The organism is Streptomyces sp. ISL-36, from assembly GCF_018614205.1.
In the GTDB taxonomy this organism is placed as follows: domain Bacteria; phylum Actinomycetota; class Actinomycetes; order Streptomycetales; family Streptomycetaceae; genus Streptomyces.
Window position 1 is genome coordinate 30,289 of sequence record NZ_JAGGOS010000008.1, and the last position, 16,686, is coordinate 46,974.

At 72.5% G+C, this 16,686-nt stretch carries 18 protein-coding genes, 1 tRNA gene and 1 pseudogene; 9 read left to right on the forward strand and 11 right to left on the reverse strand.

Annotation, left to right across the window (positions count from 1 at the left end):
- Positions 1-247 precede the first annotated feature (247 nt).
- From J7E93_RS01435 to J7E93_RS01460, 6 genes are all read left to right on the forward strand, one after another.
- A complete protein-coding gene (locus J7E93_RS01435; RefSeq protein ID WP_215065376.1) occupies positions 248-868 on the forward strand; it encodes a MerR family transcriptional regulator in 621 nt (206 codons plus the stop codon).
- A 153-nt stretch (positions 869-1,021) separates the two neighbouring features.
- A complete protein-coding gene (locus J7E93_RS01440; RefSeq protein ID WP_215065362.1) occupies positions 1,022-1,639 on the forward strand; it encodes a hypothetical protein in 618 nt (205 codons plus the stop codon).
- Between the two features lie 2 nt (positions 1,640-1,641).
- Positions 1,642-3,093: a peptidoglycan-binding protein gene (locus tag J7E93_RS01445; RefSeq protein ID WP_251065877.1), complete on the forward strand. Its 1,452-nt coding sequence runs from the start codon at positions 1,642-1,644 to the stop codon at positions 3,091-3,093.
- 47 nt (positions 3,094-3,140) lie between these two features.
- Entirely contained in the window at positions 3,141-3,899 is a 759-nt protein-coding gene (locus J7E93_RS01450) for an ABC transporter ATP-binding protein (RefSeq protein ID WP_374105346.1), read from the forward strand.
- Positions 3,900-3,979: 80 nt separating this feature from the next.
- Complete coding sequence (locus J7E93_RS01455; protein WP_251065887.1) at positions 3,980-5,161, forward strand: ABC transporter permease; 1,182 nt, start codon at positions 3,980-3,982, stop codon at positions 5,159-5,161.
- Positions 5,162-5,530: 369 nt separating this feature from the next.
- Positions 5,531-5,902 (forward strand): SH3 domain-containing protein, encoded by a 372-nt coding sequence (locus J7E93_RS01460; protein ID WP_215065364.1) that lies wholly within the window; start codon positions 5,531-5,533, stop codon positions 5,900-5,902.
- 171 nt (positions 5,903-6,073) lie between these two features.
- Here the strand turns inward: J7E93_RS01460 and J7E93_RS01465 are convergent, their stop codons facing one another.
- The 3 genes from J7E93_RS01465 to J7E93_RS01475 form a co-directional block, all read right to left on the reverse strand.
- On the reverse strand, positions 6,074-7,750 hold the full coding sequence (locus tag J7E93_RS01465) for a cell wall metabolism sensor histidine kinase WalK (protein WP_215065365.1): 1,677 nt from the start codon (positions 7,748-7,750) through the stop codon (positions 6,074-6,076).
- Positions 7,747-8,556, reverse strand: a complete 810-nt coding sequence (locus tag J7E93_RS01470) for a response regulator transcription factor (RefSeq protein WP_308367523.1) — start codon at positions 8,554-8,556, stop codon at positions 7,747-7,749. Before J7E93_RS01470 ends, J7E93_RS01465 begins: the two co-directional genes overlap by 4 nt.
- Before the next feature lie 91 nt (positions 8,557-8,647).
- On the reverse strand, positions 8,648-9,445 hold the full coding sequence (locus J7E93_RS01475) for an exodeoxyribonuclease III (protein ID WP_215065366.1): 798 nt from the start codon (positions 9,443-9,445) through the stop codon (positions 8,648-8,650).
- Between the two features lie 98 nt (positions 9,446-9,543).
- Here J7E93_RS01475 and J7E93_RS36645 point away from each other — a divergent pair.
- A pseudogene (locus tag J7E93_RS36645) lies at positions 9,544-9,790 on the forward strand (hypothetical protein).
- On the opposite strand, the gene J7E93_RS01480 reads toward J7E93_RS36645, so the two are convergent.
- Positions 9,718-10,032 (reverse strand): 4a-hydroxytetrahydrobiopterin dehydratase, encoded by a 315-nt coding sequence (locus J7E93_RS01480; protein ID WP_215065367.1) that lies wholly within the window; start codon positions 10,030-10,032, stop codon positions 9,718-9,720. The pseudogene J7E93_RS36645 and the gene J7E93_RS01480 overlap by 73 nt on opposite strands.
- A 1-nt stretch (position 10,033) precedes the next feature.
- On the reverse strand, positions 10,034-10,825 hold the full coding sequence (locus J7E93_RS36650; protein ID WP_251065878.1) for a hypothetical protein: 792 nt from the start codon (positions 10,823-10,825) through the stop codon (positions 10,034-10,036).
- 161 nt (positions 10,826-10,986) lie between these two features.
- Here J7E93_RS36650 and J7E93_RS01490 point away from each other — a divergent pair, with 161 nt between their 5' ends.
- On the forward strand, positions 10,987-11,469 hold the full coding sequence (locus J7E93_RS01490) for a GNAT family N-acetyltransferase (RefSeq protein WP_215065368.1): 483 nt from the start codon (positions 10,987-10,989) through the stop codon (positions 11,467-11,469).
- A gap of 122 nt (positions 11,470-11,591) precedes the next feature.
- A complete protein-coding gene (locus tag J7E93_RS01495) occupies positions 11,592-12,530 on the forward strand; it encodes a serine protease (protein ID WP_215065369.1) in 939 nt (312 codons plus the stop codon).
- A 69-nt stretch (positions 12,531-12,599) separates the two neighbouring features.
- On the opposite strand, the gene J7E93_RS01500 is transcribed toward J7E93_RS01495, so the two are convergent.
- The 6 genes from J7E93_RS01500 to glp all read right to left on the reverse strand — a co-directional run.
- Positions 12,600-12,673: transfer RNA gene (locus J7E93_RS01500), tRNA-Ala, on the reverse strand.
- A 96-nt stretch (positions 12,674-12,769) separates the two neighbouring features.
- Entirely contained in the window at positions 12,770-13,849 is a 1,080-nt protein-coding gene (gene glpR, locus J7E93_RS01505; protein WP_215065370.1) for a gephyrin-like molybdotransferase receptor GlpR, read from the reverse strand.
- A 142-nt stretch (positions 13,850-13,991) separates the two neighbouring features.
- Positions 13,992-14,615 carry a GNAT family N-acetyltransferase gene (locus J7E93_RS01510; protein ID WP_215065371.1) on the reverse strand — a complete coding sequence of 208 codons (624 nt, stop codon included), beginning with the start codon at positions 14,613-14,615 and terminating at the stop codon, positions 13,992-13,994.
- Positions 14,612-15,268 carry a MogA/MoaB family molybdenum cofactor biosynthesis protein gene (locus J7E93_RS01515; protein WP_215065372.1) on the reverse strand — a complete coding sequence of 219 codons (657 nt, stop codon included), beginning with the start codon at positions 15,266-15,268 and terminating at the stop codon, positions 14,612-14,614. The genes J7E93_RS01510 and J7E93_RS01515 overlap by 4 nt, the downstream gene beginning before the upstream one ends.
- A complete protein-coding gene (moaC, locus tag J7E93_RS01520; RefSeq protein WP_215065373.1) occupies positions 15,265-15,756 on the reverse strand; it encodes a cyclic pyranopterin monophosphate synthase MoaC in 492 nt (163 codons plus the stop codon). Before moaC ends, J7E93_RS01515 begins: the two co-directional genes overlap by 4 nt.
- Before the next feature lie 57 nt (positions 15,757-15,813).
- The coding region (gene glp / locus J7E93_RS01525; protein ID WP_215065374.1) for a gephyrin-like molybdotransferase Glp at positions 15,814-16,686 on the reverse strand (873 nt) is incomplete at its 5' end.

Sequence of the window (16,686 nt, forward strand, 5' to 3'; positions counted from 1 at the left end):
CGCCTCCCGTGCGCCCGGCCAAGATTCCGCCAGCAATCACTGGCACAGTCGGACTGTAGAGCAGCCGCATACCGAGCGGTAGGGGTCGGACAAGGGAAAGTTACCGGCGGTACAACATAGGCTGGCGGGCGTGGCAGATCGATCGGGCGACGTGACGGACGGCGGGGCGGACGGCGGGGCGGGCGGCGGGGCGGACGGCGGCAGCGGCCGGGCAGGGTCCCGGACCGCGGGCGTACGCGAGTACCGCATGGAAGAGCTCGCCGCGGCGGCCGGCATCACCGTGCGCACCCTCCGCTTCTACCGCGAGCGCGGTCTGATCGCGCCACCTCGCCGCGAAGGCCGGATCGCCTGGTACGACGACCACCACCTGGCCAAGCTCCGTACGATCGCGGCCCTGCTCGAACGCGGCCACACCCTCAACGGCATCGCCGACCTCAACACCGCCTTCGAGAGCGGCAAGGACGTCAGCGAGGTCCTGGGGCTCGGCGAACCGACCGAGGAGGAGCCGGTCCGGCTCACCCCGCAGGAACTGGCCGACTACTTCGCGGGCGAGGTCACCCCCGAGAACCTGATGGCCGCCCTCGACCTCGGCTACCTCGCCACCGACGGCGACGACCTCGTCCACATCAGCCGCCGTCTGCTCGACGTCTCGGCGGCCCTGGTGAAGGAGGGCATCCCGCTGGCCGCCGTCCTGCAGGCGGGCCGGGCGGTCCGCGAACACGCCGACGCGCTGGCGGGGCTCTTCACCGAGCTGCTGCGCGAACACGCCGAGGAGAAGGACATCCAGCGGCTGCGACCGCTCGCCAAGAGCGTGGTGGAGGCGGAGCTGTCGATGGCCCTGGACCGGCGGCTGCGCGAGCACCCGTAGCCGCCGGGGCTACGAACCTCGTCCGCGTCGGGGGTCCGCGCGGACCGCATGATCGGGTGACAGGTTCTTCAAAGGTTCTTCATCATCTCCGCCGTACGGTCGGCTTGCCCGCCGCAGCCGCGGCCGGGCCCGACAGGGAGAGCGGGAGAACCGATGAGGACGAACCGGGTACTGCTGGCCGCGGCGGCCTCGGTCTTGGCCTTCGCACTGACCGGCTGCGGAAGCGAGGACGGCGGCGCGAAGGTGCCGACGGCGGGCGGCGGGAGCGCTTCCTCCGGCACCGGCTCGGGTTCGGGCTCGGGCTCGGGGAAGGCCTCGGGCGGCGGGGGCGAGCAGGACGAGATCGCCGCGTACGTGGCCACGAAGCGCGAGTGGGTCGCGTGCATGCGCGACCACGGGATCGACCTCCCCGACCCCGACTCCCTGGGCCGGGTCGAGACGGGCGACAACCGCTCCCTGAAGCAGAACCCGAAGTTCACGACCGCCTCGGAGAAGTGCAAGGAGTTCAGCGTGGCCGTCCCCGCGGCCGTCGAGAAGGCCATGCGGCCCAAGCTGACCCCCGAGCAGATCAAGATCCAGCGTGAGTACGCCGACTGCATGCAGAAGAACGGCGCCGCCGACTTCCCCGACCCCGACGCCGACGGCTACGAGCCGGTCGACAACGACGGCACCCCGGACTGGGACCAGACGTCGGCGGGCGCCAAGCGGGCCGCCCGTACCTGCGCGCCGATCATCGGTGACCCCGTCGAGCAGGGCCCGGGCAAGGGCTGAGCATGAGCGGGACGTTCGGCATGGAGGAGACAGGGGCCGGGCCAGGGAACTGGCCCGCGGCCGGGACAGGGGCGGACACGGAACCAGGCACGGAACCGGGCACGGAGGCAGGCACGGAGGCGGAGGGGATCGCCGCGCCCGCCGGTCCGGGACGACGCCGTCGGCACACGCTGCTGCTGGCCACCGCCGCCGTCGCCGTCGCGGCGGTCGCCGTGGTCGGCGCGCTGGGCCTGGGCGGCGGCGGGGACGAGACCCCCGGCGCCCCGCCGCGCGCCGACTCCACCGTGCGGGTGACCCGCGGGACGTTGACCGAACGCACCACGGTGGACGGCCAGTTGGGGTACGGCGCGGAGATACCGCTGCCGGTCAAGGCGACCGGCACGGTGACCTGGCTGCCCGAGCCGGGCACGACGCTCGAACGCGGGGACGCGGTGCTGCGGGTGGACGACCGGCCGGTGGTGCTGCTGTACGGAACGCTGCCGATGTACCGGGAGCTCGGGTTGGCCCCGGCCGCACCGCAGAGCCCGTCGGACGGCAGCGGTGGTACCAAGAACCGGCAGCCCCTGAGCGGGTCCTCGGGGACCCCCGAACCCTCCGGGACACCGGCGCCGGGGGGCGCCGGAACCGGAGGTACGGACGCCGGCACCGGAGGAACGAGCGGTGGTACCGGAGGCACGGGCGGTGGTACCGGAGGCACGGGCGGTGGTACCGGAGGCACGGGCGGTGGTACCCAGGCACCGAGGGAGCTGCGAGGCATGGACGTCATGCAGTTCGAGACCAACCTGGCGGCCCTCGGCTACACCGGCTTCACGGTGGACGAGACGTTCACCACCGGCACCGCCGCGGCCGTCAAGCGCTGGCAGAAGTCGCTCGGACTCCCCCGGACCGGCACCGTCGGCGTCGGGGACGTCATCTACTCCTCCGGCAGGGTACGGATCGGCCAGGCGGGGGTCCGGGTCGGCTCGGCGGTCGCCGAGAACGCCCTCACGTACACCGGCACGGCACGCCAGGTGGTCGTGAACGCCTCGGCCCGGGAGGCCTCCTGGGCCGTGCGCGGCGCGCACGTCACCATCGAGCTGCCCGACGGGCGCCGGGTGAAGGGCAAGGTCGCCTCGATCGGCAAGCAGGCGACCGCGCCCGAGGGAGGAAGCGGGGACGGCGGCGGCTCCGGTGGCACGCCCCCGACCGTCCCGGTGACCCTCACCATCGAGGACCAGGCGTCCGTGGGGACTCTGGAGAGTGCGCCGGTGACCGTCGAGTACGTGGGGCGGGAGCGGAAGAACGTCCTGACCGTTCCGGTCGCGGCGCTGGTGGCGCTCGCGGAGGGCGGCCACGGCCTGGAGACCACGGACGGCACCTTCGTCGCCGTGAAGACGGGGCTCTTCGCCGACGGCGACGTGGAGGTGAGCGGTCCAGCGGTCCGCGAGGGCATGAAGGTGAGGATCCCGCAGTGAGCGGCGATGGTTCCGCGGCGACGACGGACCCGATCGCGGACGCGGTCCTGGACGCTGCCGTGGCCCCGGACGCGGACGCGGACGCGGTTCTGGACGCGGTCGTGGAGTTCGACGCGGTCTCCAAGACGTATCCGGGCGGGGTGGCGGCGGTACGGGACGTGAGCCTGCGCATCGAGCGGGGTGAACTGGTCGCGATCGTCGGCCCGTCGGGCTCGGGCAAGTCCAGCATGCTGAACCTGATGGGCAGTCTCGACCGTCCGTCCGCGGGCCGGGTCCTGGTCGACGGTCACGACGTGGCGAGCCTGACCGACCGGGAGGTCTCCGCGCTGCGGGCGACCCGGATCGGTTTCGTCTTCCAGCAGTTCCATCTGGCCGTCGGCGTACCGGTCCTGGACTCCGTCGCCGACGGTCTGCTCTACGCCGGCGTCCCGCTGCGCCGGCGCAGGGCGAAGGCGGCGGCCGCGCTGGCCCGGGTCGGGCTCAGCCACCGCGCCCACCACCTCCCGCACCAGCTCTCCGGCGGCGAACGCCAGCGGGTGGCGGTCGCCCGTGCGGTGGTCGGCGAGCCGTCCGTGCTGCTGGCCGACGAACCGACCGGCAACCTGGACTCGGCCTCGGGGTCGGCCGTCCTCGCCCTGCTGCGCGAACTCCACACGGCCGGCACCACGGTCGTGGTCATCACGCACGACCGCGAGATCGCGGCGGCGCTGCCCCGCCGTATCGAGATGCGCGACGGCCGCGTCGTCGCCGACACGGGAACGAGCGGAGCGCGCACAGGGAGTACGACGATCGGGGCGCCCCGTTGACGGACCGTACGACGAACCTCGCCGGCCGGCCGCGCCGCCGTACCGGCCCCCGCCGCACCAACCCCCGCTCCGCTACGTCGCTGCGGGCAGCGCGGCTGCGCCCCGCCGACATCGTGCGGCTCGGCGGAACCGGGCTGCGGACGCGGCCGTTGCGGGTCTTCCTGTCGGCGCTCGGGATCGCGATCGGCGTCGCCGCCATGATTGCGGTGGTCGGCATCTCCGGTTCCGGACAGGCGGAGGTGGACCGGCGGCTCGACGCCCTCGGCACCAATCTGCTGCGGGTCGCGCCCGGCAACTCCCTGAACGGTGCGAAGGCCGAACTCCCGCTGGAGACCGTCCGCATGATCGACCGCATCCCGCCCGTGCGGCAGGTCGCCGCCACCGGCGTCATCGACGCCCATGTCTACCGCAACGAGCACATCGCCGTCGGCCGCACCGGCTCGCTCACGGTCCTCGCGGCCGGCTCCGACCTGCTCCCGGCCGTCGGGGGCCGCGTCGGCAAGGGCCGTTGGCTGGACGCCGCGACCGAGAAGTACCCGGCGGTCGTGCTCGGCTCCACGGCGGCCCACCGGCTCGACGTGTACGCCCCGGGGACCCGGGTCTGGATCGGTGAGCGCTGGTTCTCCCTGCTCGGCGTCCTCGATCCGGTACCGCTCGCACCGGAGCTCGACAGCGCCGCGCTCATCGGCTGGCCGGCGGCCCGTACGTACCTCCGCTTCGACGGCCATCCCTCGACGGTCTACGTCCGCGCCGAGGACAGCCGGATCGCGGCGGTACGGGCGGTGCTCCCGGCCACCGCGCACCCGGAGAAGCCCGGCGAGGTCCAGGTCTCCCGGCCCTCCGACGCCCTCGCGGCCCGGGAGGCCACCGAGTCGGCCCTGACCGGACTGCTGCTCGGCCTCGGTGGTGTCGCCCTGCTCGTCGGTGGTGTCGGGGTGGGCAACACCATGGTCATCTCGGTCCTGGAACGGCGCCCGGAGATCGGCCTGCGGCGGGCGCTCGGCGCGACCAGGGGCCAGATCCGTACCCAGTTCGTGACGGAGTCCCTGCTCCTGTCGGCGATCGGCGGACTCGGCGGCACGGTCCTGGGGACCCTGATCACGGCCGCGTACGCCCTGTCCCGCGACTGGCCGACGGTCGTGCCGGTCTGGGCGACGGCCGCGGGTGTGGGCGCGACGCTGCTGATCGGCATGATCGCGGGGTTGTATCCGGCGGTCCGGGCGAGCCGTCTGGCGCCCACGGAGGCGCTGGCCGGCACCTGACCAAGACCGGCCCGAGAGAAAAGCGGCCAAGGTGTCCCGAGGCCCCGCCGACACTTCTGGCTGCTTTTCCGCGTGTCGGAATTCCTGCCTCCGACGGAGCGGAGTGGTCCGTTAACCATGACGCCTCTGGTCACCCGCTGAACGAGGCGCCGGAAGCTGCACCGACCACCGCCTGAACGGAATTCTGAACCCGTCACCCGCACCCTCAAGAAACAGTCCCGAAATACTGATCACGGCCACCGCCGGAAAGCAGCCGACCCCTTCTCGAGGGATTGAATTCACGCGGCCGACCCGGCAATTCTGCTGCTGCACTCGAACGAACCCGTCCCGCTCGCCGAGCGGGAGCAGACCAGAGTTCAGGAGAGATCGATGCGTCTTCGGACGAAGCTCGCCGCGCTGGCCGTCGGTGCCGTCGCGGCCACCGGTGGTCTTGTCATGCCCACGACTGCAGCCGTCGCCGCCCCGAGCGGTGCCAGTGCCTGCTGGAGCCCCGGCTGGTCCACCAAGGACGGTTCCATCGGCCACACCAACACGAACGGCGTGAACATCCGCTCCGGCCCCACGACCGACTGCCAGTCCAACGGGCAGGCGCAGACCGGTCACAACCTGCGTCTGGACTGCTGGGTCTCCGGCCAGAACGGCACCTGGACCCACGTCCGGGACAACACCACCGGGGTCTCGGGCTGGATCAAGGACAGCCTGCTGCAGAACAACGGCGCGGCCTACTGGGCTGAGTGCTGACCCCATGTCCGTGACCGTGGTCTCGCCCGTGACCACGCCCGTGACCACGCCCGTGACCACGTCCGCGGCCGGCCCGCGCGGCTGAGCCGCCGTCCCCTCCCGGGCGCGCAGGCCCGGGAGGGGACGGCGCCGTTCGCCACGGCCTCGACCCCACCTCGCCCCGGCCTCGACTCAGAGGTGCCTCTGCGCCGCCGGCAGTACGACCGTGAAGGCCGTCCCCACCCCCACCTCGCTCGCCACCTCGATGGTCCCGTGGTGGTCCGCCACGATCTGACGGGCGATCGAGAGTCCCAGCCCGCTGCCCCCCGTGGCCCGTCCGCGCGCCGCGTCCGCCCGCCAGAAGCGGTCGAAGAGGTGCGGCAGATCGGCCGCCGCGATCCCGCTGCCGGTGTCCCTGACCGTGATCCGCACCGTCTCGTCCCGTTCGGCCAGTTCCAGCCGGACGCTGCCCCCCGGAGCCGTATGCCGCACCGCGTTGCCGACCAGGTTGCTCAGCGCCTGCCGCAGCCGCCCGGGATCGCCGTGGAGCGGTACGGGACCGGTGGCGACGGTGTCGAGCCGGACCCCGGCCGCCGAGGCCAGCGCGCTGTGCGCCGTACGGCAGGCCTCGATCAGCTCGCGCGCGTCGAGTTCGCCGCGGTGGTACGTGAGGACGCCCGCCTCCGCCAGCGCCAGGTCCTGCAGGTCGTCCACGATCCGCTGCTGGAGCAGTACCTCCTCGTGGAGCGAGTCGAGAAGCTCCGCGTCGGCCCGGAGCACCCCGTCGCGCAGCGCCTCCAGATAGCCGCGCAGATTGGCGAGGGGGGTGCGCAGTTCGTGCGCGATGTCACCGACGAGGCGGCGCTGGCGCTCCTCGCTGGCCTGGAGGGAGTCGGCCATGCGGTTGAAGGAGCGGCCGAGTTCGCCGATCTCGTCCTTGCCGGAGGAGGGCACGCGCCGCCCCAGGTCGCCCTCGCCGAGGCCGCGGGAGGCGTCGGTGAGCGCCCGTACCGGCCGCAGCACGGCCCGGCTCAGCAGCAGCGCGCAGGCGAGGACGGCGGCGGCGACCCCGGCGGAGACGGCCACGGTCGGGCCGACGGCGAGGCTCTGTCCCGCGTCGTCCAGCGCGCCGAGGTGGACGGTGAGCGGCTGGGGGGCGACCGCGGCGGTCCGCTCGGCGAACGTCCTGCGCAGACAGGCGATCCGCGCGTCGGCCAGCTCCGAGGCGCAGGCGTTGACGGCTTCGATGTCGGCCGTGAAGGCGGCTTTCGACGGGTTCTCCTCCTTGACGCAGGCGCCTGCTCGGGCCGCGCCTCCCGCCTGCTTCCCCGCCTCCTTCCCGGCGTCCTTCCCGGCGTCCGTGAAGACCGGCACGCCGAAGTCGCCGGGGCTGACGGTCACCTCGTGGCCCGCCCGGGTCAGGCACGCGGCGTAGGTCACACCGGCCACGTAGTCGCCGATGCCACTGGCGGTCACCTTGGCGACGGAGGGGAAGAACTCCCAGTCGGGGAAGGCCGGCTCGGGCCGGGGGTCGACCAGCAGCGGCGGCGCCGTGCCGCCCGGGCGCGGCTCCCGGCCGAGCAGCGCGTCGGAGTCGGCGAGCTGCCCCTGGGGGTCGCTGCTGATGCGGATGCGCTGCCCGGTGTCGCGGGCGAGGGTGCGTACGGTGCCGGCGACGCCGTCCCAGGTGCCGTGCGTCTGTCCGTACCTGAGCAGCTCGTCGGTGATCCGGGCGACGTCCTGGCGGTCGGCGGCGGCCGATTCCTGGACCTGTCGGGTGGCCTGGCGCAGGGTCAGCCAGGCCGTCGCGGCGGTGGCGGCCACGGCGACGAGGAGGATCAGCGCGAAGACCCGTACGCGGAAGCTCACGCCCCCTCCCCGGGCACCCGCCCGTCCGCGGCTCCCCCGCGTCCCGCCCCGCCCCCGGGTCCGAGGTCTCCCCCGGGTCCCGCCCCGCCCCCGGGTCCGAGGTCTCCCCCGGGTCCCGTCCCGTCCGCGAGGCGGTACCCCCGGCCGTACACGGTCTCCAGGTACCGGGGCCGGGCCGGGTCCTCCTCCAGCTTCAGGCGCAGGTTGCGCACGTGGGCGTCCACCGTGCGCTCCAGCACGTCACGGTCGAACCCGAAGACCCGCTCGATGATCCGCGCCCGGGTGAAGACCCGGCCCGGCTCGCGGGCCAGCGCCTCCAGGATGGAGAACTCCTTCGAGGTCAGCGCCACCGGCCGCCCCGCGACCCGGACCTCGAAGCGCGCCGTGTCCAGCTCCACCTCGCCGACCCGCAGCAGCACGGTCTCGGCCGCGCCGCTCTTCCTGGACCGCCGCAGCAGCGCCCGGACCCGGGCGGTCAGCTCCCGAGGGCTGTAGGGCTTGGTGAGGTAGTCGTCGGCGCCGAGGTCGAGGCCGAGGAGCATGTCCTCCTCGGTGGAGCGGGCGGTCAGCAGCAGGATCGGCAGGTCGGAGCCTTCGGCGCGCAGAATGCGGCATACGTCGAGACCGTCGACGAGCGGCAGCATCACATCGAGGACGATGAGATCCGGCCGCGCGGAACGCACCTTTTCCAGCGCGGCCCGGCCATCGGCCACGACCTGCACCGCGTTTCCTTCGCGTTCGAGGTAAATCCGGATCAGCCGGGACTGTTTTTCGTCGTCCTCGGCCACCAGAATGCGCGCGCCCACCAGCACTCCCCACCCAAGGCTGCGTAATTCCAGCACGGTAATACAGAAACAGCGCACAGGAGCGCCGTCCGGCCGGAATCCGCTCCTTGCGTCAGAGCTGGTAGACCGCCGTCACGGGCGCGTGGTCGCTCCACCGCTCCGCGTGCGTGGCGGCCCGCTCGACGTACGCCTTGACGGCCCGCCCCGCGAGACCCGGCGTCGCGACCTGGTAGTCGATGCGCCAGCCGCTGTCGTTGTCGAAGGCGCGCCCGCGGTACGACCACCAGGTGTAGGGCCCTGTCTGTTCCGGGTGGAGGGCGCGCACCACGTCGACGTACTCCGCCTCGTCGAAGACGCGTCCCAGCCAGGCGCGCTCCTCGGGCAGGAAGCCGGCGTTCTTCTGGTTGGCCTTCCAGTTCTTGAGGTCGGCCTCGCGGTGGGCGATGTTCCAGTCGCCGCAGACGACGACCTCGCGGCCGTCGGCGGCGGAGCGCTCCTTGAGCTCCTTGAGATACGGCAGGAATTCGCCCATGAAGCGGACCTTCTCGTCCTGCCGCTCGGTGCCGACCTCGCCGGAGGGCAGGTAGAGGCTGGCGACGGTGACGCCGGGCAGGTCGGCCTCGATGTAGCGGCCGCTGCCGTCGAACTCGCTGGACCCGAACCCGACCCGCACCCGGTCCGGCTCGCGCCGGGTGTAGAGGGAGACGCCCGCGCGCCCCTTGGCCGCGGCCGGGGCGTGTGCGGTGAACCAGCCCTCGGGCGCCCGGACCTCCGCGGGGAGCTGGGACTCCTCGGCGCGGACTTCCTGCAGGCACACGGCGTCGGCGGAGGTGCCGGCGAGCCACTCCACGAAGCCCTTCTTGGCGGCGGCGCGGAGACCATTGACATTGACGGTCGTCACAGTGTACAAAACATGCTCCTCGTCGGCTGGGCGCCACGGGTCACGCCCAGGGATCAGGCTCCCACACTGGGTGGACCTCCACCCCAAAGCCCTTCTCCAAGCGCACCATCAGAACCGTCACTCCAGGGCGCCGCCGGCATCGCCGTCGCCCTGCCTGCGATCGTCGACGCCTCGGGAATCCCCGACACCCTGCCGTGGGTCGCCGCAGCCCTGGCGGTCGCCGGCGGCCTCGCTCGCGTCATGGCCCTGCCCGCCGTCGAGACCCTCTTCGACGCCCGGGGTCAGTCGAGTGGGATGGCCTGGTGCGCGGCCACGATCGCGTCGATCCGCGCCGCCAGGTCGAAGTCAGCCTGAGTCAGCTTGAAGTCGGCGTCGTGGGTCGTGACCGAGAAGGTGATGTGGTCCATGCGCAGGTCGATGTCGGCATGGTGTCCGATCCGCCGCTCGCGGTCCGCGACGTGCACGATCACAGCGACACCTGCGTGGTAACGCAGGTTGAAGGTGCGGCTGATCGTGTCGCCGTCGCGTGTCCATCCGGGCACGCGGTCGAGCTCCGTCTCGATCTGTGACTCGGTCAGTGGCTTCGGCGTACCCATGTCAGCTCCCCTCGGTCACGGGCGCGAGAATCTCGGCGAGATCCCGCCCGACGGGGGCATCCTGCCATGGGCGCATGGCCCGCTTCAGGGTGATCAATTCCCGCTTCATGCGGGCGGACCCAGTTTCTACGGCGATGTCCGCGACCGAGCGCGCAATCTCCCATGCCTGCTCCGGCTCCCGGGCTGCCGCGGCCGCCGTGGCGTGCCGCGCCAGGTAGACGCCGCGATCCCGCCGGGCGGTCTCGGGGACGACGTCGAGGACCTGGGACCACAGTGCGCCGGCCTCAGCACCCAGGCCGAGGCGTCCGTAGCAGGTGGCCCGCTGCACTTCGAGGTAGCCGGGTGTGCGGCGGCACGCGTTGCCCCAAGGAAGGTCATCGTCCACGCGGCCGATGAGCCCGTCAGCGGTGTCGATGAGCTGGTCGACGGCGGCGCGGTCGCCGATGAGACTGGCACCATGCGCCTGCTGCTGAAGGGACATCACCCGGACCTTCGGGGCGAGCCGGTCAGCGTCGTCGAGAGCGGCCTCGCACAGGTCGATGACGGCCCATCCGTCGCCCAAGTCGGTGCGTACCTGGGCCTGGTTCACCAGCGAGTAGCCGATGAGGCCGAGGCCGAGGACCCCCTCATCGTGAAGCGCTGGGACTACGAGCCGGACCGATGGGTGCAGATCCTCCGCCAGCACGGCTTTTCCGAGGCGACCGCAGAGGTAGTGCCGGCTCCCCCCGGCCGCCGAAAGATCGGCACGCTCCTGGTGCGCGCTCTCGGCTAAGCCGCACCGGTTGCCGGACAAGCTGCATAGCCACCTCCCGGGCGGTCCATTCCGCCCGGGAGGTGGCTACTCTCATTGCGGCAGATCACCCGGGAATGTTTTGCACACATTGATCGACGTCACAGTGAGCATCCGGGGAGAATACCGACACCCGGCCATCGCATACATGTACGATGCTTCGCATGTATATCCGCCCCCTTCGGTACGACCGCCCCGACGCCGTCAAACTCAACGACGCCGTCCAGCTGGAGTACGCCGCCCGCTACGACGACGAGGGCGATGTCACACCGCTCGACGCCGGCATGTTCGTACCGCCGCGGGGCCTCTACCTCCTCGCGTACGACTCCGAGGAGCGACCCGTCGCCACGGGCGGCTGGCGCACGCAGGACGAGAACGGCGAGGGCTACTCGGACGGCGACGCCGAGCTGAAGCGCATGTACGTCGTCCCCGAGGCGCGCGGCCTGGGCCTCGCCCGGCGCATCCTCGCCGCGCTGGAGGAGGACGCCCGGGCCGCGGGCCGGATCCGGATGGTCCTGGAGACGGGCACGGCGCAGCCGGAGGCCATCGCGCTGTACACCTCCAGCGGCTACGAGCCGTGCGCGAAGTTCGGCCACTACCGGGAGTACGAGAACAGCCGCTGTTTCGCGAAGTTCCTGAACCGATGACGGAGTTCCTGACGAGGACGCTGACGCGCTCCTGACAAACCCTGGTCTTCTCTGGCACCCTTCTCACGCACGTCGATCCGCACCGTTCTCATCCCCACCTGCCTCGGCAGAAGGAGACATGCGTGAGACGCCATCGCACAGCCGCAGCCGTCCTGTTGGCCGTCGGAGCCCTGCTCACCGGCGCCCTGACCACCACGACGGCGCAGGCGGCGCAGCCCCCCGCTCACACCGTCACGACCACGGACCAGCAACGGGCCGCGGCCTTCTGGACCGCCGACCGCATGCGGTCGGCGACCCCCCTGGACCTCCAGGTCACCCCGGGCGCCGCCCTCCAGCAGGTCCCCCGCTCGTCCCGGACCACCACCGTCGCCCCCACGGCCTTCCCCCAGCCGGGCGGCCCCTGGACGGGCGGCGGCGCCGTCGTGAAGACCTCGGGCCGGGTGTTCTTCACCTTCCAGGGCCGCACGGCCTCCTGCTCCGGCAACGCGGTCACCAGCCAGAACGCGAGCACGGTCATCACGGCCGGCCACTGCGTGAAGTACCAGGGCGCCTGGCACACCGACTGGGTCTTCGTCCCCGGCTACGACAACGGCAGCGCGCCGTACGGCCGGTGGGCGGCGACGAAGACGCTCACCACCCCGCAGTGGGAGGCGAGCGAGGACATCAACTACGACGTGGGCGCGGCGGTCGTCGCCCCGCTGAACGGCCAGAAGCTGACCGCCGTCACCGGCGCCCAGGGCATCCAGTTCAACGGCGGCTACAACAAGCCGATGTACGCCTTCGGCTTCCCGGCCGCCTCTCCGTACGACGGCTCCAAGCTGATCCACTGCGCGGGGAACTCCTCGAAGGACTTCCTCTTCTCCCAGGACCACAGCCTCGCCTGCAACATGACGGGAGGCTCCAGCGGCGGCCCCTGGTTCACCGGCTTCAACGAGGCCACGGGCACGGGCCTGCAGGTCTCGGTGAACAGCTTCGGCTACACCTTCCTCCCCAACCGCATGTTCGGCCCCTACTTCGGCAACGACGCGAAGGCCCTCTACGACCGGGCCCAGGCGTCCTGACCCACCGCTGAACCGCGAAAAGCGAAGATCCCGCCCGATCTTGCGATCGGACGGGATCTTCATCGTCTGTGGACCTGTGGGGATTTGAACCCCAGACCCCCTCGATGCGAACGAGGTGCGCTACCAGACTGCGCCACAGGCCCTTGCGACGTGTGAAACATTAGCATCCCGATCGGCGTACGAGGAAATCCGCTCCCTCGCAGGTCAGCCGAGGCGCCCGGACGGGCCCCGGGCGGCCGTCACTCGTTGGCCGCGCGGGGGCGGTCCTCGTCCGCGTACTGGTCGAAGAGCGGGGTGCGGCCGTGGTCGCGGCTGCGGCCCTTGGGGGCGGTGCGCTGGCGCGGGGCCGGCGGCGGGGTCGGCGCGGGGGTCGGGTCCGCGGCCGTGGAGGAGCGGGCCGAGCTCCAGGTCTCCGGGTCCGTGATGTCGACGCCGCTCGTCGCCCGCGGGGCGACCGGGGCGGTGACGTAGGTGGGCAGCGGCACCGGGACCGGGTCCCAGCTGTCACCGCGGGCCGGGCCGCGGTCCCGCTGCTGGTCCACCCACTCGGCGTGGTCCGTCTGCTCGACGAGCGCCCGGCGGCCGGCCTCCTGCGGGGAGAGCGCGGGAGCGGGTTCGGGCTCGGGGCGGGTCGTCTCCCCGTCCTCCTGAGCGGTGGGCTGCCGCCGCTGCGGCCGGCTCTCGCGCAGCCGGGCCGCCGCCGCCTCGGCGCGGCGGCGGTCCATCACGTAGACGAAGCGCCGCCGCTCCTGGGCCCGCAGATGCACGATGTACGCGCTCAGCAGCACCGCAGGGGCGGCCGGTGCCCAGAGGAAGGCGAGACCGCCGACCGCGGCGACGACCGCGCCGAGGGTGAAGGCGAGGAAGAGGACGACCGTGGTGCGCCGGCGTCGGGCGAGGACCTTGCCGCGGCGGGCGCGCTCGGCCGCCGCCTTCGACGGCCGACGGGCCGCCGCCTGCTTCGCCTGTTTCGCCTGCTTCGGCGCGGGGGCCGGTTCCGAGTCCTGTTCCGGGATCTCGAGACGGGCTTCCGTCCTGGCCGCGGGCGCGGAAAAGGCCCGGACGTCGACCGAGCTCAGATGCTCGGTCTCGGCGTCCGGATCCACGTCGGGGTCCGCGTCGGCCGCCCTCCGGTCCTTCAGCTCCTTGGCGTACCGGCGCTCCATTCCCGCCCGTCCGGACAGCAGCCGGATGGCGGTGCTGAAGCGTTCCGTCGGACGGGCTTCGTTGAGCTCGTCCTGCCTGCGGAGCCACATCGGCACCAAGTAGGCGGCCCAGGCCCCGACGATGACTGCGTAGATGAGGCCGCTGCTGCTCACGTCTCACACCGTAGAGGGGTTCGCGTGAGGCCATCGGCCAATTGGCCCGGTGTGTCGCACGATCTGGCTGATATCACTGAAGTTTTTTGTGATTGTTCAGATCGATTGAGTATCAACTGCCGATCGAATTCGAACACTTATTTCATTGGGCGGGGTGCGGGGGCCGCGACCGGTGCCAGCGGCGCAGCAGCCCCTCGGGCACTTCCTCGGCCGTGAGCGCGAAGACGAGATGATCCCGCCAGGCCCCGTCGATGTGGAGGTAGCGGGGACGCAGCCCTTCCTCCCGGAATCCCAATTTCTCCACGACCCGCCGCGAGGGGCCGTTCTCCGGCCGAATGCAGACTTCCATCCGGTGCAGCCCGACCGTACGGAAGCAGTGGTCGACGGCGAGCGCGACGGCCGTCGGCATCACGCCGCGCCCGGCCACCGCGCTGTCCACCCAGTAGCCGACATGGCCCGAGCACATCGAGCCCCAGGTGATCCCGGCCACGGTCAGCTGGCCGACCAGCTGCCCCTGGTACTCGATCACGAACGGCAGCATCCGGCCGGCGTGCGCCTCCGCCCGCAGATGGCGGACCATCTGCCGGTACGTGGGGCGCTGCGCGACCGGGCCGCCGGGAGCGGGCGGCGGGATGGTCGCCTCCCAGGGGCGCAGCCAGTCACGGTTGCGCCGGTTCACCTCACGCCAGGCCCGCTGGTCACGCAGCTTTATCGGGCGGAGCACGACGTCTCCGTCGGAGAGGACCACGGGCCAGGACGGGATCATGACGGTCTCGGGTGGTCGCCGCCGCGGATCTGGTCGACCCCGTGGCGCAGCAGCGGCTCCAGGACGGCGAGGCCGTCGCGGACCCCGCCCGTGGAACCGGGAAGGTTCACGATCAGCGTCCCGCCCGCGACCCCCGCGAGGCCCCGGGAGAGCGCGGCGGTGGGCACCTTCTGGCGGCCGTACGCGCGGATCGCCTCGGGGATGCCGGGGATCTCGTGGTCGAGGACCCGCCGGGTGACCTCGGGCGTGGCGTCGGTCGGCGAGATGCCGGTGCCGCCGGTGGTGAGGATGACGTCGTACCCGGCCTCGACCCCGGCCCGGAGCGCGGCCTCGACCGGCGCGCCGTCCGGGACGACCTGCGGGCCGTCGACCGCGAAGCCCAACCGGGCCAGGCCCTCGGCGAGCAGCGGGCCGCCCTTGTCCTCGTACACCCCGGCCGCGGCCCGGTTGGAGGCGGTGACGACGAGGGCGCTGTAGGGCGCGGAGAGCGCCCCGCCCGGACCGGACCGCTCCGGCGCGGACGACACGCCGGGCTCCCGCCCGGTGACCGAACCCTCGCCGGAGGGTTCCCGCTCGTGTCCGTGCGGCTCGTGCGCCCCGGCCACCTGCCGGGCGCGCGCCCGTACGTCGAGCCCGGCCTGCGACGCCGTCATGACGCGTCCTCTTCGCGGGTCCAGTCGCCCGACTTGCCGCCCGTCTTCTCCTCCACCCGTACGTCGGAGATGACCGCGCCCTTGTCGACCGCCTTGATCATGTCGACGACCGTCAGCGCGGCCACCGACACGGCCGTCAGGGCCTCCATCTCGACGCCCGTACGGTCCGTGGTCTTCACGGTCGCCAGGATCTCCACGGCGTCGTCCGCGACCGTCAGGTCGAGCGTCACGCCCGAGACGGAGAGAGGGTGGCAGAGCGGGATGAGGTCCGGCGTCTTCTTGGCGCCCATGATCCCGGCGATGCGGGCGGTGGCGAGCGCGTCGCCCTTGGGTACGCCCTCACCCCGCAGCAGCTCGATCACGCGAGGCGATACGAGGACGCGGCCACTGGCGCGTGCGGTCCGCGCCGTGACGTCCTTCGCGGAGACGTCGACCATGCGGGCCGCACCCGCCTCGTCGATGTGGGTGAGTCCTTGCTGCGTGCTCATGGCCGTGACACTCCCGGTCGCTGTGTGGGAAGTCACGGTACCGCCACCAGGCCCTCCTCAGCCGAGGAGGACCACGTCCAGCTCATCGCCGGGCTCCACCGACGTCGCCTCCTCGGGGACGACGAGCAGCGCGTTCGCGTGGGCGAGCGCGGCGATCAGATGGGATCCCGCGCCGCCCACCGGGGTGACCGTGCCGGACTCGGCGTCGTACGTCCCGCGCAGGAACTGGCGGCGGCCGGACGGGGAGGTCAGCGCCTTGTCCGCCGCGAGGACGGCACGGACCCGCGGGCGGTGCAGGTCGTCGAGCCCCATCAGGGCCCGGATCGCGGGCCGGACGAACAGCTCGAAGGAGACGTACGAGGAGACGGGGTTGCCCGGCAGGGCGAGCAGCGGGATGTGCTCGGGTCCGATCGTCCCGAAGCCCTGCGGCTTGCCCGGCTGCATCGCCAGCTTGCGGAAGTCGACCTGCCCGTCGGCGGTCAGCGCCTCCTTGACGACGTCGTACGCGCCCACGCTCACCCCGCCCGTGGTGACCAGCAGGTCGGCGCGGATCAGCTGGTCCTCGATGGTGGCGCGGAGCGTCTCGGCGTCGTCGGTGACGGCGCCGACCCGGTAGGCGATGGCTCCCGCGTCGCGGGCGGCGGCGGCGAGCGCGAAGCTGTTGGAGTCGTAGATCTGGCCCTCGCCCAACTCCTCGCCGGGCTGGACCAGTTCGCTGCCGGTGGAGATCACGACCACGCGCGGGCGGGGCCGCACCCGCACGGTGCCGCGGCCGATCGCGGCGAGCAGCCCGATCTGGGGCGGTCCGAGGACCGTGCCCGCCTCCAGGGCCAGGTCGCCGGCCTGGACGTCGCTGCCCCGCGCCCGGACGTGCGCGCGGGCCTCGGCCGGCCGGTGGACGCGGACCGCGCCGCCCGCGCCCTCCGGGGC

Bases quoted from the DNA above. Each gene is read 5' to 3' on its own strand.
- J7E93_RS01435 (WP_215065376.1), top strand. From the start codon at position 248: ATGGAAGAGCTCGCCGCGGCGGCCGGCATCACCGTGCGCACCCTCCGC.
- J7E93_RS01440 (WP_215065362.1), top strand. From the start codon at position 1,022: ATGAGGACGAACCGGGTACTGCTGGCCGCGGCGGCCTCGGTCTTGGCC.
- J7E93_RS01445 (WP_251065877.1), top strand. From the start codon at position 1,642: ATGAGCGGGACGTTCGGCATGGAGGAGACAGGGGCCGGGCCAGGGAAC.
- J7E93_RS01460 (WP_215065364.1), top strand. From the start codon at position 5,531: ATGCGTCTTCGGACGAAGCTCGCCGCGCTGGCCGTCGGTGCCGTCGCG.
- J7E93_RS01480 (WP_215065367.1), bottom strand. From the start codon at position 10,032: ATGGGTACGCCGAAGCCACTGACCGAGTCACAGATCGAGACGGAGCTC.
- J7E93_RS01490 (WP_215065368.1), top strand. From the start codon at position 10,987: ATGTATATCCGCCCCCTTCGGTACGACCGCCCCGACGCCGTCAAACTC.
- J7E93_RS01510 (WP_215065371.1), bottom strand. From the start codon at position 14,615: ATGATCCCGTCCTGGCCCGTGGTCCTCTCCGACGGAGACGTCGTGCTC.
- J7E93_RS01515 (WP_215065372.1), bottom strand. From the start codon at position 15,268: ATGACGGCGTCGCAGGCCGGGCTCGACGTACGGGCGCGCGCCCGGCAG.
- moaC (WP_215065373.1), bottom strand. From the start codon at position 15,756: ATGAGCACGCAGCAAGGACTCACCCACATCGACGAGGCGGGTGCGGCC.